Annotated in this window: 26 protein-coding genes; 11 read left to right on the top strand and 15 right to left on the bottom strand. The window is 62.7% G+C overall.

Features of this window, described 5'->3' with window-relative positions; genetic code table 11:
* Positions 1 to 117: 117 nt before the first annotated feature.
* Positions 118 to 1,695 carry a bifunctional phosphoribosylaminoimidazolecarboxamide formyltransferase/IMP cyclohydrolase gene (gene purH, locus V5N13_RS13215; RefSeq protein WP_336361138.1) on the bottom strand — a complete coding sequence of 526 codons (1,578 nt, stop codon included), beginning with the start codon at positions 1,693 to 1,695 and terminating at the stop codon, positions 118 to 120.
* 168 nt (positions 1,696 to 1,863) lie between these two features.
* On the opposite strand from purH, the gene purB reads away from it, so the two are divergent.
* Together purB and V5N13_RS13225 are read left to right on the top strand one after the other, a co-directional pair.
* Positions 1,864 to 3,267: an adenylosuccinate lyase gene (gene purB / locus V5N13_RS13220; RefSeq protein WP_336361139.1), complete on the top strand. Its 1,404-nt coding sequence runs from the start codon at positions 1,864 to 1,866 to the stop codon at positions 3,265 to 3,267.
* Positions 3,268 to 3,341: 74 nt separating this feature from the next.
* Positions 3,342 to 3,992 (top strand): TVP38/TMEM64 family protein, encoded by a 651-nt coding sequence (locus tag V5N13_RS13225; RefSeq protein WP_336361140.1) that lies wholly within the window; start codon positions 3,342 to 3,344, stop codon positions 3,990 to 3,992.
* Here V5N13_RS13225 and V5N13_RS13230 read toward each other — a convergent pair.
* The 6 genes from V5N13_RS13230 to dapA are packed head-to-tail and all read right to left on the bottom strand — an operon-like array spanning position 3,989 to position 9,661.
* Positions 3,989 to 5,062: a M20 family metallopeptidase gene (locus V5N13_RS13230; protein WP_336361141.1), complete on the bottom strand. Its 1,074-nt coding sequence runs from the start codon at positions 5,060 to 5,062 to the stop codon at positions 3,989 to 3,991. The two genes, V5N13_RS13225 and V5N13_RS13230, sit on opposite strands and share 4 nt — an antisense overlap.
* 1 nt (position 5,063) lies before the next feature.
* A complete protein-coding gene (gene dapF, locus V5N13_RS13235; RefSeq protein ID WP_336361142.1) occupies positions 5,064 to 5,930 on the bottom strand; it encodes a diaminopimelate epimerase in 867 nt (288 codons plus the stop codon).
* On the bottom strand, positions 5,927 to 7,162 hold the full coding sequence (lysA, locus tag V5N13_RS13240; protein ID WP_442905101.1) for a diaminopimelate decarboxylase: 1,236 nt from the start codon (positions 7,160 to 7,162) through the stop codon (positions 5,927 to 5,929). The genes dapF and lysA overlap by 4 nt, the downstream gene beginning before the upstream one ends.
* Before the next feature lie 5 nt (positions 7,163 to 7,167).
* Positions 7,168 to 7,998: a 2,3,4,5-tetrahydropyridine-2,6-dicarboxylate N-succinyltransferase gene (locus tag V5N13_RS13245; protein WP_332898399.1), complete on the bottom strand. Its 831-nt coding sequence runs from the start codon at positions 7,996 to 7,998 to the stop codon at positions 7,168 to 7,170.
* Positions 7,995 to 8,759 carry a 4-hydroxy-tetrahydrodipicolinate reductase gene (gene dapB / locus V5N13_RS13250; RefSeq protein WP_332898400.1) on the bottom strand — a complete coding sequence of 255 codons (765 nt, stop codon included), beginning with the start codon at positions 8,757 to 8,759 and terminating at the stop codon, positions 7,995 to 7,997. Before dapB ends, V5N13_RS13245 begins: the two co-directional genes overlap by 4 nt.
* Positions 8,756 to 9,661 carry a 4-hydroxy-tetrahydrodipicolinate synthase gene (dapA, locus tag V5N13_RS13255; protein ID WP_332898401.1) on the bottom strand — a complete coding sequence of 302 codons (906 nt, stop codon included), beginning with the start codon at positions 9,659 to 9,661 and terminating at the stop codon, positions 8,756 to 8,758. The genes dapB and dapA overlap by 4 nt, the downstream gene beginning before the upstream one ends.
* A 348-nt stretch (positions 9,662 to 10,009) precedes the next feature.
* Here dapA and V5N13_RS13260 point away from each other — a divergent pair, with 348 nt between their 5' ends.
* Positions 10,010 to 10,507 carry a LabA-like NYN domain-containing protein gene (locus V5N13_RS13260; protein WP_442905077.1) on the top strand — a complete coding sequence of 166 codons (498 nt, stop codon included), beginning with the start codon at positions 10,010 to 10,012 and terminating at the stop codon, positions 10,505 to 10,507.
* Here the strand turns inward: V5N13_RS13260 and V5N13_RS13265 are convergent.
* Positions 10,504 to 10,686: a hypothetical protein gene (locus V5N13_RS13265; RefSeq protein ID WP_332898403.1), complete on the bottom strand. Its 183-nt coding sequence runs from the start codon at positions 10,684 to 10,686 to the stop codon at positions 10,504 to 10,506. The two genes, V5N13_RS13260 and V5N13_RS13265, sit on opposite strands and share 4 nt — an antisense overlap.
* Positions 10,687 to 10,835: 149 nt before the next feature.
* Between V5N13_RS13265 and V5N13_RS13270 the strand changes: the two genes are divergently transcribed.
* Genes V5N13_RS13270 through V5N13_RS13280 form a run of 3 tightly spaced genes read left to right on the top strand, consistent with a single transcriptional unit; the run spans position 10,836 to position 12,473 of the window.
* Positions 10,836 to 11,303, top strand: coding sequence for a PUA domain-containing protein (locus V5N13_RS13270; RefSeq protein WP_336361145.1), 468 nt, complete (start codon positions 10,836 to 10,838; stop codon positions 11,301 to 11,303).
* Between the two features lie 52 nt (positions 11,304 to 11,355).
* On the top strand, positions 11,356 to 11,754 hold the full coding sequence (locus V5N13_RS13275; RefSeq protein WP_332898405.1) for a nascent polypeptide-associated complex protein: 399 nt from the start codon (positions 11,356 to 11,358) through the stop codon (positions 11,752 to 11,754).
* Positions 11,751 to 12,473, top strand: coding sequence for a methyltransferase domain-containing protein (locus V5N13_RS13280; RefSeq protein ID WP_332898406.1), 723 nt, complete (start codon positions 11,751 to 11,753; stop codon positions 12,471 to 12,473). Before V5N13_RS13275 ends, V5N13_RS13280 begins: the two co-directional genes overlap by 4 nt.
* Here the strand turns inward: V5N13_RS13280 and V5N13_RS13285 are convergent, their stop codons facing one another.
* The 3 genes from V5N13_RS13285 to V5N13_RS13295 form a co-directional block, all read right to left on the bottom strand.
* Positions 12,474 to 14,162, bottom strand: a complete 1,689-nt coding sequence (locus V5N13_RS13285) for a DUF7096 domain-containing protein (RefSeq protein ID WP_336361146.1) — start codon at positions 14,160 to 14,162, stop codon at positions 12,474 to 12,476.
* A 170-nt stretch (positions 14,163 to 14,332) separates the two neighbouring features.
* On the bottom strand, positions 14,333 to 14,647 hold the full coding sequence (locus tag V5N13_RS13290) for a transcription factor S (protein WP_332898408.1): 315 nt from the start codon (positions 14,645 to 14,647) through the stop codon (positions 14,333 to 14,335).
* A gap of 88 nt (positions 14,648 to 14,735) precedes the next feature.
* Positions 14,736 to 14,993, bottom strand: a complete 258-nt coding sequence (locus tag V5N13_RS13295) for a DUF5789 family protein (RefSeq protein WP_332898409.1) — start codon at positions 14,991 to 14,993, stop codon at positions 14,736 to 14,738.
* A 226-nt stretch (positions 14,994 to 15,219) separates the two neighbouring features.
* Here V5N13_RS13295 and V5N13_RS13300 point away from each other — a divergent pair, with 226 nt between their 5' ends.
* Positions 15,220 to 16,479, top strand: a complete 1,260-nt coding sequence (locus V5N13_RS13300; protein WP_336361147.1) for an MFS transporter — start codon at positions 15,220 to 15,222, stop codon at positions 16,477 to 16,479.
* Here the strand turns inward: V5N13_RS13300 and V5N13_RS13305 are convergent, their stop codons facing one another.
* Positions 16,480 to 17,253 (bottom strand): enoyl-CoA hydratase/isomerase family protein, encoded by a 774-nt coding sequence (locus V5N13_RS13305; RefSeq protein ID WP_336361148.1) that lies wholly within the window; start codon positions 17,251 to 17,253, stop codon positions 16,480 to 16,482.
* An 82-nt stretch (positions 17,254 to 17,335) separates the two neighbouring features.
* Here V5N13_RS13305 and V5N13_RS13310 point away from each other — a divergent pair, with 82 nt between their 5' ends.
* Positions 17,336 to 17,830 carry a DUF5797 family protein gene (locus V5N13_RS13310; RefSeq protein WP_336361149.1) on the top strand — a complete coding sequence of 165 codons (495 nt, stop codon included), beginning with the start codon at positions 17,336 to 17,338 and terminating at the stop codon, positions 17,828 to 17,830.
* On the opposite strand, the gene V5N13_RS13315 is transcribed toward V5N13_RS13310, so the two are convergent.
* Both V5N13_RS13315 and V5N13_RS13320 read right to left on the bottom strand, forming a co-directional pair.
* On the bottom strand, positions 17,819 to 18,784 hold the full coding sequence (locus V5N13_RS13315; RefSeq protein ID WP_336361442.1) for a DUF5787 family protein: 966 nt from the start codon (positions 18,782 to 18,784) through the stop codon (positions 17,819 to 17,821). The two genes, V5N13_RS13310 and V5N13_RS13315, sit on opposite strands and share 12 nt — an antisense overlap.
* A gap of 98 nt (positions 18,785 to 18,882) precedes the next feature.
* A complete protein-coding gene (locus V5N13_RS13320) occupies positions 18,883 to 19,320 on the bottom strand; it encodes a bis(5'-nucleosyl)-tetraphosphatase (protein WP_332898413.1) in 438 nt (145 codons plus the stop codon).
* Positions 19,321 to 19,473: 153 nt separating this feature from the next.
* Here V5N13_RS13320 and V5N13_RS13325 point away from each other — a divergent pair, with 153 nt between their 5' ends.
* The 3 genes from V5N13_RS13325 (at position 19,474) to V5N13_RS13335 (ending at position 21,619) form a co-directional block, all read left to right on the top strand.
* Positions 19,474 to 19,800, top strand: coding sequence for an uS10/mL48 family ribosomal protein (locus V5N13_RS13325; protein ID WP_336361150.1), 327 nt, complete (start codon positions 19,474 to 19,476; stop codon positions 19,798 to 19,800).
* A gap of 45 nt (positions 19,801 to 19,845) precedes the next feature.
* Complete coding sequence (locus V5N13_RS13330) at positions 19,846 to 21,135, top strand: amidohydrolase (protein ID WP_336361151.1); 1,290 nt, start codon at positions 19,846 to 19,848, stop codon at positions 21,133 to 21,135.
* A 103-nt stretch (positions 21,136 to 21,238) separates the two neighbouring features.
* Positions 21,239 to 21,619: a methylated-DNA--[protein]-cysteine S-methyltransferase gene (locus V5N13_RS13335; protein ID WP_336361152.1), complete on the top strand. Its 381-nt coding sequence runs from the start codon at positions 21,239 to 21,241 to the stop codon at positions 21,617 to 21,619.
* Here V5N13_RS13335 and V5N13_RS13340 read toward each other — a convergent pair.
* Positions 21,616 to 22,410 (bottom strand): hypothetical protein, encoded by a 795-nt coding sequence (locus tag V5N13_RS13340; RefSeq protein ID WP_336361153.1) that lies wholly within the window; start codon positions 22,408 to 22,410, stop codon positions 21,616 to 21,618. The two genes, V5N13_RS13335 and V5N13_RS13340, sit on opposite strands and share 4 nt — an antisense overlap.
* Between the last annotated feature and the right edge of the window lie 51 nt (positions 22,411 to 22,461).

Raw genomic sequence — 22,461 nt, forward strand, 5'->3', positions numbered from 1 at the left:
CGCGAGGTGAGTGCTACTCGCGCCGAACTTCAAACACTCCTGCACTACGTTTAGTCGTGTTTGAAACACCGTTGCTCGCTTCGCTCGCAACGAGCTTTAAGCACGATTTCACTGTGCTCAATCGTGCTTAAAGGAACGCTGGCCGGTGAACACCATCGTCATGCCGTGTTCTTCTGCGGCAGCAATCACGTCGTCGTCGTTGACCGAGCCGCCGGGCTGGATGACGGCGGTGATACCGGCTTCCGCGGCGGCTTCGATGCCGTCTGGGAACGGGAAGAAGGCGTCTGAAGCCATCACTGCACCCTTCGCGTCCTTGCCCTCTGCGTGTTCCTCGGCCTTCATCGCGGCGAGGCGGACGGCGTCCACGCGGGAAACCTGTCCCATGCCGACGCCGACGGTTTCCGTGCCCTTCGCAAAGAGAATCCCGTTGGATTTGACGTGCTTCAGCGTCTGCCACGCGAACAACATCGTCTCCAATTCCTCGTCGGACGGCTCTTTTTCGGTGGCGACTTCGAGGTCATCGACGGTGAGTTTCTGGAGGTCGCGTTCCTGAATCAGACGGCCGCCGACGATTGGTTTCTCCACGAGTGTGGACGTAATCTCGTTGAGCGGGCCAACGTCGAGCACGCGCAGGTTTTTCTTCTCGGTGAGTACGTCGAGGGCGGCTTCGGTGTAGCCCGGCGCGACGACGACCTCTTTGAACGAATCGATGATGCGCTCTGCCGTTTTCGCGTCACACGTGCGATTGAGCGAGACGATGCCTCCGAAGGCACTCATCGGATCGGTCGAGAGCGCGTTTTCGTAGGCTTCAGCGAGAGTGTCGGCGGTCGCACAGCCTGCGGGGTTTGCGTGCTTGATGACCGCGGCGGCGGGCTCGTCGAACTCCTTGATGAGGTTCAGCGCGGCGTCGGCGTCGTTGTAGTTGTTGTACGACAGCGCCTTCGCGCCCTCGTTGAGCTGGTCTGCATGGACGACGCTCGCCTCTTCGCAGGTCGCGTCGGCGTAGACGGCGGCTGCTTGGTGGGGGTTTTCCCCGTACCGCAGGTCGGTGAGGTGATCTGCGGTTTCGACGCGGCGGGCCGGGAACTCGCCGCCTACGTCGGCATCGATTTCGACGCCGTCTTCTGACACCGTGACGGCGTCGTCAGCGAACCACTTGATGGCGCGCGGGTAGGCCTTAAACTCGCCCTCGTAGAGCACGCGCTCTTTGAGCGTCTCCTCGGTGTCGCCGTCGTAGATTGGAATCGGCTCTTGGGTGACGATTGGCCCGGCATCGACCTCCTCGTTGACGACGTGGACAGTGCAGCCGGTGACCTTCACGCCCGCGGAGAGCGCGTCGCCCCACGCGTCCATTCCCTTGAACATCGGGAGCAGGGAGGGGTGGACGTTGAGCGTCGTCGGAGCATTGTTCAAGAATTCGCCGGTCAGGACGCGCATGTAGCCGTCGAGACAGACGAGGTCGAAATCGTAGTCAGCGAGGCGTGCGAGGATGCGCTGTTCGTGTGACTCACGCGATTCGCCCTCCTCGCGTTCGACGACTTCCGTGGCGATGCCGCGCTCTGCTGCGGCGTCGAGCACCGGCGCGCCCTCTTGGTTCGTAAGGACGACCTCGACTGCCGCGCCGCCGGGCGCGAGGTCTGCGATGTGCATGAGATTCCGTCCGCGGTTGCTCGCCAGACCAGCGATTCGTGTCATGTGCGAGAGCGCGTCCGCCGGGAGTAAAGTAATTGCGATTGCTGGAGCTATTCTATACGAGTTCGTGCATAAAATGGGTGCGAAAACAGCACTCGTCCAGCGGTTCTATGCACGCCCCTGTGTCCCTCGACCGACACGCTTTTGCTATGCCGGGCGGCAGTCGAAGGTATGTCATCATTCGACGCAGACGGCCCGTTGTTCGCCGTCTCGCCGCTCGACGGGCGATACGGGCGCTACACCAAACCGCTCGCGCCCTACGCCAGCGAGGCCGCGCTCATGCGCGCCCGTGTGCAAGTGGAAGTGGAGTATCTCATCGCGCTCGCCGACCTCGACGTGACGCCCCTCGAAATCACTGACACAGACCGCGAGACGCTGCGCGCCCTCTACAAGGAGTTCGACGCAGACGACGCGGACATCATCAAGCAACTGGAAACGACAGGCTACAAGGAGTACACCGCGACCAACCACGACGTGAAAGCCGTCGAGTACTTCATCCGCGAGGGCCTCCCCGCGTCGCTCGCAGACGCCGGACCGTGGGTGCATTTCGGCCTCACGAGCGAGGACGTGAACAACCTCGCCCACCGCTTGCTCGTCAAGCCCGCTGTCAAAGAGATTCTCTTGCCCGAACTCTACGAAACCCGCGACGTGCTCATCGCCATGGCCCGCGAGTTCCGCAACCTGCCGATGCTCGCGCGCACCCACGGCCAGCCAGCCACGCCAACGACGTTCGGCAAGGAGATGGCCGTCTACGCCGCCCGCCTCGGGCGCACCATCGCCACCCTCGAGCGCGCGAGCGACGAAATCTCGGGCAAGCTCGCGGGCGCAAGCGGCACGTACGCTGCCCACCACGTCGCCTATCCGGACGTTGACTGGCGCGCGTTCTCCCGCGAGTTCGTCACCTCACTCGGCCTCGACTACACCCCGCTGGCCACGCAGGTCAACCCGTGTGACGACCTCGCCGCGCTGTTCGGGGCCATCCGCACCGCGAACACCGTCCTCATCGACTTAGACCGCGACATGTGGCTCTACATTTCAGATCGGTATTTAGGGCAGGAGACGGTCGAAGGCGAGACGGGCAGTTCGACGATGCCCCACAAGGTCAACCCAATCGACTTCGAGAACAGCGAGGGTAACCTCTCGAAAGCCAACGCAGACCTCGTGTTCTTAGGTGACTACATCACCACTTCCCGACTCCAGCGCGACCTCTCGGATTCCACCGTCAAACGCAACATCGGCGCGGCGTTCGCCTACTGCCTTATCGCCTACGGTAAGGTGCAAAAAGGGCTCTCGAAGGTCGTCCCGAACGAGAAAGTCATGCGCGAAGAGCTGGATGCGACGCCGGAAATCATCGGGGAAGCCGTCCAGACCATCCTCCGACGCGAGGGCCACGAGGACGCCTACGAGCGCGTGAAGGCCCTCTCGCGGGGCCAGCGCGTCACCCTTGACGACTTCCGTGCGCTCTTTGATGACTTAGACGTCTCAGAGGACGTGCGCGACGAACTCCACGCGCTCACGCCTGCGGGCTACACGGGCATCGCGGCCGACCTCGTAGACGAACTCGATTCGGCGTAGACAGTTATCCACGTCCCTCGCGTACAGCTAGGTACGTGAAAATTTTCGTTTCGGCTGACGGGCGGCGCGGATTCGTGCTTCGTGTAGCCGCCTTCGTGCTCTTTTTTGCCGCCCTCCTCTTGGTGAGTCGACAGGCACTCCCGCTGTTCGCAAACCCGGAGTATGCTCGCACGCTCATCGCAGGCTACGGCTCGCTCGCGCCGCTCGTCTTCATCGCCCTCCAAATCGCGCAGGTCGTCATCGCTCCCATCCCCGGGCAGGCGATGGGCGTGGTGAGTGGCTACCTCTTTGGCGCGGCCCTCGGCACGCTCTACAGCGTGATTGGCGCGGCCATCGGGAGCTTTCTCGCCGCGGGCATCGCCCGGCGGTTTGGCCGCCCCTACGTCACCCGTGTCGTCCACCCGGACACGCTCGCTCGGTTCGACGGTGTTACCGACCGCCGGGGCGCAGCGGGCCTGTTTCTCGCCTTTCTGGTTCCCGGCCTGCCAGATGACGCCATCTGTTTCGTCGCCGGACTCACTCGGCTCTCGCTGTCGCGTATCGTCCTCATCGCCATTCTCGGGCGCGCCCCGTCGCTCTTGCTCACGAATCTGGTGGGCGCGGAACTCGCCAGCAGGAATCTTGCGACGGCGGCGATACTCGGCGTGCTGGTGCTCGCGCTCTCAATTTTCGGCTACGCGAATCGTGAGGCGCTCGCCGCGTGGGTCGCAGGCGACGGGAGTTAGGAGAGGAACGACGCGACGGTTTCGGTGATGGCGGCACCCGCTGCTTCGACCTCTGCGAAGCGGACGTACTCGCGCGGCGCGTGGGCAACTGCGCCCTCGTCGTCTGCGAGCACGCCGGGGCCGAACACGACCGTCGGCGCGTCTGTGGCGAAGTAGGACGCTTCGGTCGCCGCCGAGAACGGGCGGATGTCGCCACCCGACGCGGCCGCGAGCGTCTGCGCCAGTTTGCCGTCGTCGTCGGTCTCGAACGCTTCGAGAAACGGCGTCGGGCGCTCGGTGAGCGCGAACGTACACTCGAAGTCGGGGACGTGTTCGCGGAGGTGGGCTTCGAGCGAGGTTGTGAACGAGTCTGCGGTTTCGGGCGGGACGCTCCGGCGGTCGACGGTGATGCGACACTCGGCAGGAACCTGATTCGACGCGGTTCCGCCGTCAATCATCGTGGGCGTGAGCGTCGCTGCGCCGAGTTCGGGATGCACCGGCGGGGCGTCGTCGCGTTCGAGGAACGTTTCGAGCGCACGAAGCACTTGCCCCGCCCCGGAGACGGCGTTTTTCCCCGACTGTGGCTCTGCGGCGTGGGCGTTGTCGCCGTGGACGGTAATCGTCCCCTCGAAGCGGCCTTTCGCCGCGTTGCACACGTCGAGGTTGGTGGGTTCGCCAACGATGTAGGCGTCTGCTGAAATGTCGAGGGCGGCCGCGCCGAGCGACAGCACTTCCTCGTCGGGTGTGATGGCGAGGGTGAGTTTGCCGCGCGCTACGTTGGTATTGAAAAACGCGACGAGAAGGGCGGTGAGCGGCCCCTTCGCGTCGCACGACCCGCGCCCGCGGATGATGTCGCCGTCGCGCGAGAACTCGACGTGCGGCGGGACGGTGTCGATGTGGGTATTGAGGACGACGTGTGTCCCGGGTTCGTCGCCGTCGCGTGTGGAAATGGTGTTGCCCGCGTCGTCTACGCGCACGTCAAAGCCTTCGGCTTCGATGGTCGAAACGAGCAACTCACGCATCGCAGACACATCCTCGGTTGAGGGTGTCTGTACCGCAGTTTCGAGAAATGATTCGGGGTCGAACGCCACCTCAGGCCTCCGTCGGGTCAAGCCGTCCAGGCTTGCTTCCGGCCACCTCACCCCGAAAATCGAGTTCGACTGGCCCCCAGAGGTAGGCGGGGCCGTCGGTGAGCGTGACTTCGAGGTCGCCGCCGGGCGGCGTAACGGGAACCGGGTCTGCCCCCGAAACGAGGCCGAGTTCGCGCGCCGCGGCAGCGATTGCGACCGCGCCCGTGCCACACGACTTGGTCTCGCCTTCGACGCCGCGCTCGAAGGTGCGCTGGTCGAACCCACCGTCTGCGCGCTGGCTGGCGAAGTTGACGTTCGCACCCTCGGGGAAGCATTCTGCGTGGCGGATGGCCGGGGCCACCGCTTCGAGGTCGATCTCGGAAACGTCGTCCACGAAGATGACGGCGTGCGGGACGCCCGTGTTCACGGCCGTGACGCGGTAGCCTTCGATTTCCTGGTCTACGACCGGCGCGTCTGCGACGACCGGAACGGCGTCGGGTTCGAATGCGGGCTTTCCCATCTCGATGGTCACGCCGTCGGGTTCGATGCGGGCGTGACGGGTTCCCGCCTGCGTATCAATCATTATCTCCGCTTCGCCGGTGCGTTCTGCGGCCCACGCCGCCGCACACCGCGCGCCGTTGCCGCACATCGCCGCCGTCGAGCCGTCTGGCTGGACGAGCGTCATGACGACGCGCGGCGGCGAGTAGCGGTCTTCGAGCGCGAGAAAGAGCACGCCGTCTGCGCCCACGCGGTCGCTTGCGGGGTCTGAAACGCCGGTCTCGCGGTTACACAGCGAGGTGGCGAGCGCCCGTCGGTCGGGGACTGCCTCTGCTGCGTCTACTAGTACGAAGTCGTTTCCGGTTCCGTGGTACTTGTCGAATCGAATCATGGTTCTTCTAAGCTGGTTACGTCGGCGAGGGTTTCGCGGCGTACCGCCAGATACGCCTCGCCCTCGTCGAGACAGACGACCGCGGGTCGCGGTCGCGAGTTGTACTGACTGGCCATTTCGTAGCCGTATGCGCCAGCGTTACCGATACAGAGCAGGTCGCCACGGGCGGGTGCTGGCAGAACCCGGTCGGTGGCGAAAATATCGCTCGTCTCACAGATTGGGCCTGCGACGAGCGTTTCTACGGCCTCGCGCTCCCCTGCATCGGGCGCGAGGTTTCGAATCTCGTGGTACGAACCGTACATCGCCGGTCGGACGAGCGTCGTCATTCCGGCATCGACGCCCACGACGAGCGTCTCGGGCGTCGGCTTCGCGGTGTTGACGCGGGTGAGCAACACGCCCGCGTCGGCGACGAAGTAGCGACCCGGCTCGATGGCGAGTTGGGCGTCCACCTCACCGAGCGCCTCGCGGGTCGCCTCGGCCACTGCTGCGATGTCGAGCGGCGGTTCGGCTTCTTTGTATGGAACGCCGAAGCCGCCACCGACGTTGACGAACTCAAGCGAGACGGGCGACTCGCGGGCGAGCGCGCCCATTCGGCTCACGAGTTCGCGGTGGGCGGAGAGGTCGTCGCCCGAGATGCCGCTGCCCGCGTGGGCGTGGATTCCGACCACGTCGAAGCCGCGGTCTGCGGCGGCTGCGAGCAAAGATGGAACCTCGTCGTACGGGACACCGAACTTCGGGTCGGTCCCCGTCGTCACCTTCGCGTGGTGCCCCGCGCCGACGCCCGGATTCACGCGGACGGCGAGCTTGCCGAAAAAGTCGCGCTCTGCGAGGCGGTCGAGCGTGTCTGCGGCCCCTATGGTGATGGTGAGCGGGTGGTCGGCTGCGAGCGCGCACACGTGGTCTAAATCCTCACTCGGGGGGTTAACCGCGGTGTAGCGCACCTCACTTCCCGTGAAACCGGCGTCCAGCGAGCGCTGGACTTCGCCTGCTGAGGCGCACTCCGCGCCAACTCCCTCATCTTGCAGGGCTCGGAGGACGGGCTTCGAGGTGTTTGCCTTCGTCGCGTAGCTCACCTCAGCGTCGGGGAACGCTGCGCGGATGCGCCGGGCGTTCTCACGGACGCGAGCGATGTCGTAGACGTACAGCGGCGTGTCGTAGGCCTCTGCGAGCTGGTGCAGGCGGTCTGCCCCCCACTCGCTGAGTCTGCGTACGTCGGGGTTCACGCCGCTCACGTCGTTCATTCGCGCAGTGCCTCCTCGCGGGCGGTCGCTTCGAGCGTGGTCGCCTCGATGTCCGTCGCCACGACGGCTGGCTTGTACGCCCCGCCGGCAAACAGGTCGTGGTCGCCAATCGAGGACTCGACAAAGCGCGTAAAGGCGCGGCGGTTTGCGGGCAGTTCGCCGTAGATGACTTCCTCAGAGACGAGGTCGTAGACGGGGATACGCGGGGTCAACAGTGTGTTTTCGCCCACAATCGAGTTCTCACCGACGACGAACCCGGAGGTCACCCGACAGCCCGCACCGAGCGAGACGCCATCTTCGACGATGACGGGCGCGTTCTCGACGGGTTCTAAGACGCCGCCGATGAGCGTGTTCGCGCCGAGCTTGACGTTCTCGCCAATTTGGGCACAGGAGCCAACGGTGTCACAGGAGTCGACGAGGGTGCCGTCACCGACGTGCGCGCCGATGTTGACGTAGGCCGGACTCATCAAAATCGCGTTCGAGCCGATGTACGCGCCGCGGCGGATGACCGTCCCGTCCGGCGTGTTGCGCGTGCCCTTCTCCAGCAGGTCGCTCGTGTCGCGCAGCGGGAGCACGTCGTGGTAGGTCACGTCGCCGTAGGTGCGCGGTTCGGTGTTACGGAGACCGAAGTTCAGCAGGATGCCCTGCTTGACCCACTCGTTTGCCTCCCACGAGCCGCCGCGCTTTTCGGCGGCGCGAATCTCACCGGCTTCGAGCGCTTCTAAGAACGCGTCGAGTTCTGCGAGTTCGGCGTCGCCGACGTCGGCGGCCGTCAGTCCGTCTTGCTTTCGTTGCCACAGGGTTTCTATTGTCGCTTGTAAGCTCATTGAGCGTCTCCAATTACGTCTGCAAAGTCGTACCAGCCAGCGTCGCGTGGGGCGACCCACACGGCCGCATCGAGCGCGCCGGCGGCGAACACCCCGCGGCTTTCCGCGCGGTGGGTGAGTGTGACTACCTCATCGTTCCCAGCAAGGAGTACCTCGTGTTCCCCGCGAATGTTGCCCGCTCGTCGCACGAGGACGCCGACTTCGTCGTCTGCACGCGGGGCGTCTCCCTCGCGGCCGTACACGCGAGTGAGGTCGCGTTGTTCATCGATGCGGTCTAAAAGCATGTTCGCCGTCCCGCTTGGCGCGTCGCGCTTTGCGTTGTGGTGGGTTTCGACGAGTTCGATGTCGTAGTCGGGCAGGGCCGCAACGGCCTCGTCTACGACATTGAGCAACGCCTGAATCCCACGGGCGAAGTTCGAGGATTCGAGGACTGGAACCGATTCGCTCGCCGTTTCGAGCGCGGCGTACTGTTCTTCACTGAATCCGGTCGTCCCGACGACGACGGCGACGCCCGCCTCCGCACAGGCGGTGACGTATTCGACCGACGACTCGGGGACGGTGAAGTCTACGAGCACGTCGGGTTGGTGTTCTTCGAGCAAGGCGGGCAGGGCGTCGTCTGCTTCGAGCGTCACGTCCATCGCGACGTCTTCTGGATCGCGGCTCACGGCGAAGACGAGTTCAACGTCGTCACGGTCGCGCGCGAGCGCGATGACCTCCTGTCCCATCCGGCCCGTCGCACCGGTGACCGCAACCCGCGTCATCGGGCGAGCGGTGCCTCCGCGTCTTGTAAGTCTGCGAGCACCTCACGGAGTGCGTCGAGGTTCTTCTCGCCCATGCGCGACAGCGGCGGGCGCATCGCACCCGTGCCGTGCCCGCGGATGGCGAGCGCTTCGTTGATTGGAATCGGGTTGGTCTCGATGAACAGCGCGCGGAACAGTGGCCCGAGTTCGTAGTGGAGTTCGCGGGCCATCTCGTAGTCGCCGTCGAGTGCCGCGCCGACCATCGCGCAGGTGCGCTCTGGTTCGACGTTTCCGGCGACGCTGATGGTGCCGGTCGCGCCCATCGAAATCATCGGGAGCGTGAGGCCGTCGTCACCGGAGAGCACCGCGAAGTCCTCGTCTTGGGTCTTCTCTAACACTTCACCGACCCGATTCAGGTCGCCGCTTGCGGCCTTGTAGCCGAGGATGTTTGGGTGGCTGGCGAGGTTGACGGCGGTTTGTACCGCAATGTTTCGCCCGGTGCGGCTCGGGACGTTGTAGATAATCTGTGGAAGGTCAACCTCGTCTGCAACCGTCCGGAAGTGTTCTTCCATGCCCGCCGGTTCCGGCTTATTGTAGTACGGCGAGATGAGCAAGAGGGCGTCTGCGCCCGCGTCCGCCGCGCGGTGTGAGAGCGAGACGGCTTCTCGGGTCGAGTTCGAGCCGGAGCCAGCGATGACGGGCACGTCGGAGACGGCATCGACGACGCACTCGATGACCTCGATGTGTTCGTCGTGGGTCAGCGTCGCGCTCTCGCCAGTCGTCCCGACGGGAACGAGGCCGTCTACGCCAGCTTCTTCGAGTCGCTGGGCGTCTGCTGCAAGTTGGTCAAAGTCGATACTCAGGTCGTCTGCGAACGGCGTGACCATCGCGGGGAACACGCCACTGAATGTTTGGTCTGTCATTGTGGTTGGGGTCTGTCGTAATTTACGTGCGCTCTGCGGTCAAAGAGTAGCTCACAACGGAGGTGCCAGTTCCGCCGCGAACAAGGTGTGCTCACGCACGTTTGCGTTTAGGGCCCCAAAAACGTCGCACGCCACCCACACCACTGGCTGTTATCGTGGTGGTCGTTGGTGTGGCGCGTCGCATACAAATCTCACAGTGTCGCCGCTACTTAGGCATTGCGCCAGTTGCGAACCCTGCCGTCGCCGTCTTAGAGTCTCATGACATGTGTGCACACGGTCCATGCCCAACCACCGTCGCAAAAAACCGGCGAGGGTAACACCTTTCTTTCAGGCGTCTGAATGGTGGACATGGGTATTCACCATACGGGCCAGCGCGTCGCCCTTCTCGTTGACGCGCAGAATCTCTATCACTCCGCACAGAGCCTCTATTCACGGAATATCGACTATACGACGCTTCTCAACGAGGCGGTCGATGGCCGCAGACTTACCCGGGCGATTGCGTACGTGATTCGGGCAGATTCCCCAGACGAAGAGAGTTTTTTTGATGCACTGAACGACATCGGTTTTGAGACGAAAATCAAGGACATCCAAACGTTCGCAGACGGCTCGAAAAAGGCCGACTGGGACGTTGGCATGAGTTTAGACGCGGTCACCCTCGCGCCACACCACGACACGCTCGTGCTCTGTACCGGCGACGGTGACTTCAGCCGCCTTTGTTCGCACGTCCGCCATCAGGGCTGTCGCGTCGAGGTGATGGCGTTCAAAGAATCGACCTCGGAGTCACTCATCAACGCCGCAGACTCCTTTACTGACTTCAGCGAAAATCGAGACGACTTCTTGCTTTAGACCGGGCGACCGGTTTCCGACGTGCCGATGAGAAGCGACCCTGCAGCCATGCCAAGCGCGGCGAGTGCGCCAAGGACGACGGGTACTGGGGAACCGAGGAAGCTAATCGCGAACAGCACGATAGTGCTCACCAGCAGGGCCAGCGTGCCGAAAGTTACTCTCGTTTTCTCGTTGCTCATACCCGGGCTATAGCAGTTCTCCCATATGAGCGTTCTGGAAAACCGTGACACTGCGGCGCAATACCAATGATAATTCGTGATTGTGGTATGGGTACAATTAACACGGCCGGGTAAAAGGCGTTTTATCTCCGAGTCCCAAACTCCGGGCAATGAGTAACGCAGGCGAGCGTGCGGACCTCCGCACCATCGCAGACTATCAGTTCGGCGCGGGCGCAGGCGAGGGGCTCTTTGCGGGCGACATCGCAATCGAGCGCTCCAGCAACGGCCGCCCTCAGCAGATTCGCGTTGAGGGCGAGCGCATCGTCTCGTTCGGTCTCGACGGCCGATTTACCCTCGGCGCCCGCGGCGGTCGTCGCCTCCGTGACGCTTTGCCTGCGCCACAGGCCAGAGTCGTCGTCGGAGACGAGAGCGAGCCGTTCGTCCGCGACGGCAAGAACGTGTTCGCAAAGTTCGTGAGCGACGTAGACCCCGAAATTCGCCCCGGCGACGAGGTGCTCGTGGTACACAAAACCGGTTCCCTGCTTGCGGTCGGGCGCGCAGAGCTGTCGGCAGCGGCCATGCGCGACTTCGAGACGGGGATGGCGGTCAAAGTCAGACACGGCGCGTCAGAGCAGTAGCTGAGAGCGGCCGGTCGCTAGTCTTTTGCCTCCGGGCTTCAAGTCTGCAGGTATGTTTGGAGGAGGCGGACTCAACCCGCGCAAGATGAAGCAGATGATGAAACAGATGGGCATCGAAGTCGAAGACATCGATGCAGAAGAGGTCATCATCCGAACGAAAGACGAAGACCTCGTGTTCACTGACGCCGACGTCCAGCAGATGGACGCTCAGGGCCAGAAAACCTACCAGATCGTTGGCGAGCCAGAATCCCGCCCACGCGGTGCGGGCGACAGTACGCCAGCGGTCGAAGGTGACGCCGTGGCCGAAGAAGACGCGTCCACCGAGGTGGAGATTCCTGACTCGGACGTCGAAATCGTCGCCCAGCGAACGGGCGCAAGCGCCACCGAGGCCCGCGACGCACTCGAAGCGGAAAACGGCGACCTCGCCGCCGCAATCTCCCGGTTAGAGTGACCGTCCTACTGGTACACGGCTCTCGTGAGTACCTGCGCGAGCCGGGCGATGAGTTACAAACAGACCTCGGCGTGCTGCAAATTCCGGAAGACGTAGAACCCGGCCAGACGCTCTATACGCACTTAGATGAGCCGTTCACCGTCCGCCGGATGCGCGGCCCCGACTTGTTCAACCACTTAGAGCGGACGGGCGCGCCGATGCTCCCGCGCGACATCGGCCTCATCGTCGGCACCGTGGGCCTTGCCGCAGACGACACCGTCCTCGATGCGGGTACGGGCACCGGCATCCTCTCTGCGTACATGGGTCGCATGGGCGCAGACGTGACGACCTTCGAGCGAAACGAGGAGTTCGCAGCGGTTGCGCGCCAGAACATGCAGATGGCAGGCGTCGCGGACACGGTTTCCGTGCGAACCGGCGACATCACCGACAATCTGGACGACCTTGGCGAGTTCGACGTACTCACCCTCGACACGGGCGATGCCGCAGCCGTCGTGGCGCACGCCCCGGACCTGCTCGAAAGCGGCGGGTTCGTCGCTATCTACTCGCCGTTCGTCGAACACACGCGCGATGCGGTCGAGGCCGCCCGCGAGGCTGGCCTCAGTGACATCGAGACAATCGAGACTATCCAGCGCAAGATGGACTTCGACGAACGCGGCTCGCGGCCCTCGACGAAAGGCGTCGGGCACACGGGCTATCTCACGTTCGCAAGAAACAGCTAATCAGGCCGTCACCGACGTGTCGGTGCCGCCGTCGGTCACATTTTCCGAGGTATTCCGAACCGCCGTCACCACCTCGTCAGTCGCGTTGGTCGGGTCGTCGGTGACGTTTCCGCCAATCGGGTCTTGCGTCACGGTGTCCGGGGCGTCAGTGGTCGTCTCCGGCGTGGTTGTCGAATCGGTTTCACGGGAGTCAGATGCGGGTCTGGTGGTCGGCTCGTCCGTTTTATCGCTCTCTCGGGCACCGCCGTCGAGCGTCGCCGTGCCGTTTTCGATGACGAACGTGAACGCCGCGCCGAGCTTTCCTTTCGCAACTTCGATGTCGAGGGTGTCTGTGGCGTCAGTCGCAAACTCCACCGTGCCGTCTGCGTTCGTCCGGCCAACCTCGCGGCCCTCAGCGAAAACGAGTGCGCCCGGAACGGGTTTGTCGTTGTAGAGTATGGTCACCGTCGCAACGCCATTTTCGACGGTGGCTGTGGCATCTAAATCACGAAAAACCGAGTCGCGTTGGTTCTTGGTATTAAAATCGAATTCGAGTTCGCCTTCTGCATCACCGCGGACGCCTGTGATAGTCACGTCTTCTTCGGGCAACGTGAGCGTGAGTTGTCCGTCTGCATTCGTCGTCCCCACCCGCTCGCCGTTCACCAAGATGGCGACATCACCGGCCACCTCGCCGTTCGAAAACGCTTGAATCGTCACTTCTTGACCGGGCGCGGCCGTTCCCTGTGCGACGACGAGCGCGAGTTCTTCTTGGCGTTTGTCATCAGCTCCGTTCCCGCGTTTGAGCGATTCATCGAGCGAGAACACCGTCCCGGTTGAGGCGTCTACGAGTACGGTCGCCGTTCCAGCGCCAGTCGCCGTGTCGAGTCGGAATTCGAAGCGGTAGAACCCGCGGCGTTCGTTCACGCTCGATTTGGTGAGCCGCCAGCCGTCTGCTGGGCCGCGAAGGGCGTCGCGCGCGGCGTCAAGCGCCTCTTGCTGAGTGATAGAGACGCTGTTGTCATCGTCTCGCTGGTGTTTCGTCGTCCGTGAGCGGTCGGTGTCGCCGTCTTCGACCCGGATGGTCAGCCCGTTGTCCGTTTCGAGGTGGACGTTGCCGGTACCTTCACCGACGAACCGCTTGTGGAGCGCGGACGCCCCCGGCCCGGTGAGCGGTTCGAGGTCGGTCGCCGCTCCGTCGAGCGTGCTCTGATTTACACCCACCGCAGAAAGGTCGAGGCCCGAAAGCCGTTCGACGCGGGTTTCGGTCTGTTCGATGCTCCGCAGGACGTTCTCGGCGCGCGCGTTCAACATGGCAAGCCGCTGGGCGTACTGTGCGCGGGTGAGGTCGCCTGCTTCGTACTGCGCCGTCACTCGTTCGTACGCTGCCCGGATGTCCGCTGCTCTCGCGTCGAGTCGCTCGATGCGTTTGGCGACGATTCGAGCCTGAGTGCTCGCGTTCGCCTCGCCTACTTGACTCTCGAACACTTCGTCATCGAACTCAGTTTGGAGGCTATCGCCCGTCGTGGCCATCACTGTCGAGAGTTGGGCACCAACAGTAACAGACACGTTCGAATCGTTTTCCGCCGCTTGCTGGGCACTCGCACTCGCAGCAACACCGCTTGCGTCGAATGGGAGAGCCAGCACAGGGGCGGCTCCTCCGATGACGAGTATCGCGGCGAGGAGCACAGCGAGGTTCTTCCCCAGTGTCATTGTCAGTATTTCTATCCTATTACACTATAAAAGGGCGCGAACGTTCGAATCGGTTTGAGACCGTTCATTCCCCGAATTCGACAGGTATGAACTGTCTGACGAACGTCTGACGCTCGTTTCTGTGGGCGTCTCAGGGGGTTTATACCCTTGCTAAGAGCGGCTGGCTGTGGTCAGTGGTCGTCTTCGCGCCATCGGTGTTCGCAGTTGGTACAGACGAAAAAGCGCGTCTCGCTTTCGTCTGCCGACCGAATCTGCTGCATGTACCAGTAGGCTTCGTCGTTCTCACACTGTGGGCAGTGCACCTTCGTGGTCGGGAGGCCACGGTCTTCGGCGTCGCTCACGTCGACAATCTCTGAGACCTCCTGACTCTCGGTGAGGACGTAGTTTTTGTTCGCGTCTTTGAGTTTTGTGAAGTCACACTGACTGCACACCCATTCGCCGTCCTCTGCGCGCATCATCGAGCCACATTCGTCGCAGAATTCCATATCACGCTTAGGAAACTGGGTTCACTTATATTGTTGGTTGTCGGCTCACGGTGGATGATAGCTAACAACCGCTATCGAAAAAGTGTGCTCAGGCGTCGCCTTCCGACTGCCCCGGCTCGCCAACCGCCGCGATTGGCATGTACATGAACAGGTCGTTTCGCAGTTCTTCGACGGTCTCGTACATCGCGCTTGGCACCTGCTTCATGACGCTCGGAATCGTCGCCTCGCCGTCCGCGAGTAGCACCGTCACATCGGAGAGTTCCGCCATCGCGTCCGTCCGCGAGATTGGGTAGGAGAGTTCAGAAAGCGTCCCATCGACGCGGCTTAATTTAACGACTCGTGTCATGGCAGGAGAGTCTGTTGGGAGGAGTATTAGTATGATGCGATTAATCATGAATAATTTGTGCCTTGATGCCTGCCACAACTGCCGCCCACAAACGGCGCGCGCCGAGTATGTTCAGAACCACAAACCATCACACACAACGGGCGTTCGCCACGCATTACCTCATACACGCGCTGATTGACCGCATTGGAAACCGTTTTCGGGCGCATCACCATATCACGAACAACGAATGGTCCTCGGAACAGACCGGCGCGTCCTCGTCCTCGCACTGGCGAGAATGGCAGACGCCATTGGTAACTCCTTTCTCATCATCGTCTTGCCGTTGTATCTCGCCTCGGACATCATTCCGTTGGAGGGCTTACTCGGGGCAACCGTCCCCGTCCTCGGCATCACCGTCACCACCGAACTCCTGATTGGTGTGTTGCTCTCGCTGTTTGGCTTCCTGAACTCCTTTGCCCAGCCGTTTACCGGTCGGCTCTCAGACCGCACGGGCAAACGCCGCATCTACATCCTCTTTGGCCTCGTCCTGCTCGGCGCGGCGAGTGCGGCCTACGTCTTCGCACCGAACTACGAGACGCTTGTTCTGTTGCGGGCCCTGCAAGGACTGGGCGCGGCCTTCACCATCCCCGTCACCATCGCGCTCGTAAACGAACTCGCCACCACCGAGTCGCGCGGGGGCAACCTCGGCGTGTTCAACACCTTTCGGCTCATCGGCTTTGGCTTCGGCCCCATCATCGCCGGGTTCGTCGTCGCCGCAGGACCCTACACGTTCTCCGGCATCTCGCTGAGCGGCTTCGATGCGGCCTTCTACGCCGCCGCCCTCGGCGCGTTCATCAGTTTCGGTCTCGTCACCGCGTTCGTCTCAGACCCCGAGAAAACAGACGACCTCGCCGCAGACGACCTCTCGTTTCAGGTGCGTGATTCGACCGGAAAGCAGGCGCTCGACCCCGTGTTCGCCCTCGGCGTGGCGACGCTGTTCATGGGCATTTCGATTGCGCTGTTCGCCACCCTTCAAGAGAACGTGAACACCCGCCTCGGCCAAGGCGAGTTCCTGTTCTCCATCCAGTTCGCCGCCGTCATCATCGCAAACGTCCTCCTGCAGGTTCCCATCGGCCGCGCGAGCGACCAGTATGGCCGTCGCCCCTTCCTGCTCGGCGGGTTTCTCTTGCTCGCGCCCGCCGTTTTCGTCCAAGGCATCGTGACCTCGCCGATCACCATGATTGTCGCCCGCCTCATCCACGGCGTCGCGGTGGCGATGGTGTTCGCCCCCGGCCTCGCGGTGGCTGGCGACCTCGCAAAAGAGGGCCAGTCGGGAACCACGCTCTCGGTGCTCACGATGGCGTTCGGCCTCGGAACCGCAATCGGGCCGCTCGCCTCGGGCTATCTCGTGCGCTTTAGCTTCCTCACGCCGTTCGCGTTTTCCGCGGTGCTCGCGGTGGTCGCGCTCGCGCTCGTGTACTCGCAGGTAGAAGAAACGCTGCCCGCCTGATTATTCGAACTCTGGGTCGCGCTTTTCGACGAAGGCGGTCATGCCTTCGCGCTGGTCGTCGGTGCCGAACAGGGAACTCCAGATGCGCCGTTCGTAGGTCAGCCCCGAATCGAGGGTCATCTCGTGGACCTGATTCAGCGACTCTTTTGCCGCCTGCATGGCGAACTTCGGTTTCGCCTCCAGTTCCTTTGCCATCTCCATCACGCGCGAGTCGAGTTGGTCGTGTGCGACGACCTCTCCGACGAGCCCCATCTCGTTTGCGTCCTGTGCGTCAACGCGCTCGCCGAAGAAGACGAGGCGACGGGCGAGTTCGTCGCCAACGAGGCGCGAGAGGCGCTGGGTGCCACCCCAGCCGGGGATGATGCCGAGGTCGATTTCGGTCTGGCCGAGCACCGCCCGCTCGCTCGCCACACGGAGGTCACAGGCTAGGGCGAGTTCACACCCGCCACCGAAGGCGTAGCCGTTGATGGCCGCGATGACCGGCGCGGGGAACTCCTCTATGAGGTCGGTGACACGGTGGCCCTGCTCTGCGTAGGCCTGTCCTTCCGCCACCGAGAGGTCTTTCATGAAGGAGATGTCCGCACCCGCGACGAACGCTTTGTCGCCTGCGCCGGTGAGGATGAGGACGCGCGCACCCTCGTCTTTCGCCTCACCGAGGGCCGCTTCGAGCGCATCTAATGTCTCCGTATTCATCGCGTTCAGCCGGTCTGGCCGGTCGACGGTAATCGTCGCAACTTCGCCCTCCCACTCCAGGTTCACGGTGTCCCATGACATGGCAACACCGATGGGAAGGACGGGCTTAATCGTTCCCCCGCAGTCAGAAAGGCCAATGTACCACCCGTTCGTACGGCGACATATGACGCTGTCCGAGGAGGCCGAGGAGCGACTCGCTGACATCGTGGCGCTCCAGCCCACGAAGAACAAAGACCTCCAAAAGCGGTGGGGCCTAGAAAGCGGGAGTGAAGTCCACCAGTACTTGGAAAACGAACTCAAAGAGTACTACTACCGCGACGAAAACAGCCTCATCCGCGCGACGCCGGAGGCTGCAGAACTCGTCGGTGTAGACCCCGGCCTCGTCGATGAAGGCGACGGCCCGCGGGCGATTCGCGTCCCTTTGCTTCAGAAACAAATCGTCGAAGTCGCCCCCGACCACGACACAGAGTCCAAAAGCGTCGTCGCCATTCTCCACGCCATCCGCGACGCGTTCGACGTAGACCCCGACGTCGAAGACGTGCGCTCCGGGCTGCGCAGTCTCGAACAGAAAGGCGTTATCGAAATCGAATACCGCACTGTCCCGACGTTCCGGCTTGCCATCGAGCGCGACTCGCTGACGGTCGAGCTACTCGACTAACCCGGGCCGATTCTCGCAGCGCTTGCGGGCGAGAAACCGTTTGATTGCCTTGCCGGGGCCGCCCTCGATGGGCCAGCCACCCATCCGGGCTGCCGGTGGTTCGGGCGTGAACTTCGGACACGACCCCGAACACGCGACGCGCGTCGGGAACACTTCTTTCGCCGCACACCACGGCAGCCACGTCTCCGCCTCGTGTTTGAGTTTGAAGTGCGAACAATCAGGACGCATCGTGTCCGCATACGAGCGCCAGCCGCGGGCGTAGGCGCGCTCTGCGAGTGCGAGGCGCTTTTTCGCCTTCGTTTCCGCGGACATTTCGTGTCCTTTTGCGGTCGTACCCGCTTCTGTGACGGGGAGCGAACTCGGATACCACTCAACGCTCGCGTCGGGGAAATCCAGCGTCAGAATCCCGACTTCGACGGGCATCCGTTCGAGCAGTGCAGGTTCGATTGACTCGCCGGTCTGGTTTGTTGCCACCCACACCTCGTCGGCGAGTGCGAGGTTCGTGTCCTTCTCGACTTGGCCGCGAAGGGCGCGCGCGGCACTCGCATCCAAGTCCGGCTTGTTCTCGATGGCGACGATGCGTGACACCCAGTCTGGATACGGGCCAATGCGTCGAATCTCGATTTTATTGCCGTTGCGTCGGGTTTTCAGGATGCCACGGTCTGCGGCTTCGTGAATCGTCTCGCGCACGTAGCGCCACGGATAGCCCGGATTCGGCAGGGCGTCTTTGTACCACGCCCACGACTCGGGCGCGTGGCGAACAACGTGCAGCAGGTCAGAATCGAGTTCCTGTGGGCCAAACAGCGCGCGCTGTCTGAGCAACTCGCGGTCTGCCTCGATGACAATCGTATCCCAGCGCCGCCCGCGCGTCCCCAACTGGCGGGCGACGACGAGCGCGGTGTCCGGGTCGCGCGTACCCGTCGGTGGCCAGTGGCGCTCTGCCCACTGGCACATCACCAACTCGAAGATGAACTCTGCGTCACCGAGGTTGCACACGAGACGCAGTTTGCACTCAGAGAACTAAGGCGTTCGTGCAGGCTTGCGACGCCGACTCAGAGGTCGCCGTTCTCGTTCAGCTCATCTAAGAACGCGTGGGCGTCTCTGAGGATGTCGCGTGGCCCATCTTGGGTGATGGTGTTGATTGCCTGCTCGTAGTCGCGCCACTGGAGGTCGCGGTGTTCTTTCGAGAGTTCCGCACTCGCTTCGAACGACTTTGCGATGAACAGGTGGACCGTCTTGTGGATGGTCTTCCCGTTCGCTTCGAACACGTAGTGGTAATCCTCACGGAACCCGTCAATGAGACGGAACTTACTGATGCCCGCCTCCTCTTTCACTTCACGAATCGCGGTCTGCTGGAGTTCTTCTTCTCCTTCGACACCGCCTTTGGGGAATTCCCAATCCCCGGGACGGCTCTTCAGCAGGAGATATTCACGGCGGCCCCTCGTATCGCGAAAGAGGATAGCCCCCGCGCTTGTCGCTTTGACAGCCATTACACGTTGATACTGCGTGGTGGTTTAATTTCTTATTGCTTCGGCTGGCCGCCAGCGAGGCCGAAACTTCTCCAGCGAGAGACAGTATCGACGACGAGCGGCTTTGGATGAGTTTTTAGGGGTTGAGCACACAGGGACGTGATACCCAACTCTATGAGCTTCACGACTACTCTCACACTCACGAGCGGGGACCGAAACGTCCTCGACGAGGTTGTAACCGAAATCAAACGAACCGCGAATCGAAAAGGGGCCGCACTCCACGGTCCGCACACGAAACCAACGGAAGTCCACGCCGCTCCGCAGGCAAAGTGCCTCCATCCGACCGGCGACTCCTACCCGCAGTGGGAGTACACCGTCTACACGCGCGTTATCGAAATCGAGGGCCACGACGATTTCGCCCGCGCAGCAACCCAGTGGGACTTCCCCGCAGGCGTCCATGTCGAAGCAGAAATCAAGCAAGTTCGTGCGGCCGGTCGCTGATTCTTCTAACACTATCTTAAGAGCCTCCGTTGCAGAGAGTGTTCTATGCAACAGAGTGTGCACGACCATCTCGTTTCGCTCCGCCGTGACCTCCACCGCCACCCGGAACCCGCGTGGCGCGAATTTTATACGACGAGTCGCATCGTTGACGAACTCGAACGCATCGGCGTCGACCAGTTATATGTGGGCAAAGACGCCCTCGGAACCGAACACGGCGACCTCCGACTTGCGGTTCCCGACGACGCCGTCCTCGAGGAGTGGTTCGAACAGGCGCGCGCAGACGGTGCGCGCGCAGACGTGCTGGAACAGACCCGCGGCGGCTACACCGGCGCGGTCGCCGTCCTCGAAAAAGGCGAGGGGCCAACCGTCGCCCTGCGCGTGGACATCGACGCCCTACCCCAGCCAGAGTCCACCGCAGACGACCATTTCCCCGCCGCTGAAGGCTTCCGCCCACCGCACGACAACGCGATGCACGCCTGTGGCCACGACGCCCACATCACGTTCGGCATTGGCGTCTTAGAACGCGTCAAAGAGAGCGATTTCTCGGGGACGTTCAAGGTGTTTTTCCAGCCCGCAGAGGAGGTCATCGGCGGCGGCAAGCCAATGGCGAAAAGCGGCCATCTCGACGACGTTGACTACCTCCTCGGCGTCCACGTCGGGCTCGACCACCCGACGGGCGAAGTCGTCGCAGGCATCGACGGCTTCCTCGCGGTCAACCATTTCAACGTCGAGTTCACCGGCCTCCCCGCCCACGCGGGTGCTGCGCCGAACGAAGGGAAAAACGCGGTCCAAGCACTCGCCGCCGCCATCCAGAACTGCTACGCCATTCCGCGCCACAGAGACGGAGACACCCGCGTGAACTGCGGCGTCGTCGGCGGCGGGACGGCAGCCAACATCATCCCCGAATCGGCGTTCATGCACGTAGAGGTGCGCGGGAAGACGACCGAACTCATGGACTACATGAAGGAGAAGGCGGTTCGCGTCATCGAATCGTCGGCCGACATGTACGACTGCACTGTCGAGTTCGAGGAGATTGGCGAAGCCCCGAGCGCGACGAGCGACCAGTCGCTCGTGGACATCGTAAAGCGCGTCTCTGAAGGCTCAAAGTTCGTCACCTCGACCGTCGAACGCGACGACTTGGGCGGCAGCGAGGATGCGACGTTCCTCATGCAGGAAGTCCAGCAACACGGCGGCGACGCCGCCTATATCTGCATCGGTACTTCTCACCCGACGGGCCACCACACCGCGACGTTCGACGTCGAAGAAAAGAGCATTGACGTTGCGGTCGACGTGCTTTCGAACTCGATTCTCGAAATAGCTGCTCGACGTCCCTAAGCTCTGAACCGCGGCGTTCTGCGGGCTGGGATTGGATAACGACACTGACTCTCGCGACGACGGCTGAGGAAACAGATTTGCTCGCCCCCGATAATCCCCGTCTATGGACGTCACGATTTTCGATACTGAAGTGACCATCGACGAGTCGCTGGTCGAAGAATCACCCGACGAAATCCGCACGCAAGTCGGCGAGTACGAATCCGGCGAGCGCACGCGTTTCGACCTCACGGTTCGCTATCCAGACAGCTACACGGGCCGTGTGATGCAGGCGATGGCGGAGATTCCCTACGGCGAGGTGAAAACCTACGGCGAAGTCGCAGCCGGTATCGACTCGGGAGCGCGCGCCGTTGGCAGTGCGTGTGCGCGCAATCCCGTGCCGCTGGTCGTCCCATGCCACCGCATCGTCCGCCACGACGGCATCGGGAACTTCGCGTATCCCGGCCTCAAAGAACAGTTACTGGCCTTAGAGGGCGCAGAGGTTTAGGCCGGTTCGGCTTCGAGCAGCTCGAACTCGGCGAGGCGCACGCCACAGTCACGACACGAGAACGCGACCACGTCGAACGCGCGACAGCACGACTCGACGACCTCTTCACCGATTTCTACCTCGCCACCGCAGGTTGGGCAGGCTTCGAGGAACATTCGAATCGCCCCAACCATTCTCGCTCTCGTCTCGCGATCGTAGTCCAGATAGTTCGGGAGCGCAGAGATGAGCGTCTGGTGGGCCGCCACGTCCGCGATGAGTGCGGCCTGTGATTCCCAGTTTCCAGCCGGAGCCCCGTTTGCGAACACCATCGTGCGAGTGTGGTCGTCTTCGATGATGAGCGGTTCGTCGGTTTCTAAAAACGCGCCGAGCGCGTCCATAAGCGAGTCCGCTCCGACGTGTGCGATGGCGGCTTCCCACTCTGCGGTAAACTGCGGGTCGAGCGCGAGGTCGTCGCCTGCGTCGACGATGATTCCCTCCGCGGTGAGTTCGGCTTCGATATCGACTGGCCCCTTCGTGGTTGGCTCTGTTGGCGCATGCGTGCCGAAAAGCCGGTGGATGCGGGCTGGCAGGTAGCGTTTCGTGAGTTCGGGCGTGCCGGGGACGAGATAGCCGCGGACGTAGATGATGAGCACGCTTGCGAGAAACGCGGCGAGCGCGACGGGTGGCGACCAGACCGCGAGCAAGAGGCTCCCTGCGGCGGCGATGGTGACGTTCACGACAGTACACGGCAGACAGCGGTTCTCGCCAGTGTACGCCGGTTGGGTGAATCGTGTGAGAATGGCGGACGTCATAAGTGGGACACCGAGTTATCCCACCAAACGGGAGATTCAGACTTCGTTATG

This window comes from Haladaptatus sp. ZSTT2, assembly GCF_037081775.1.
GTDB lineage: Archaea > Halobacteriota > Halobacteria > Halobacteriales > Halococcaceae > QDMS2.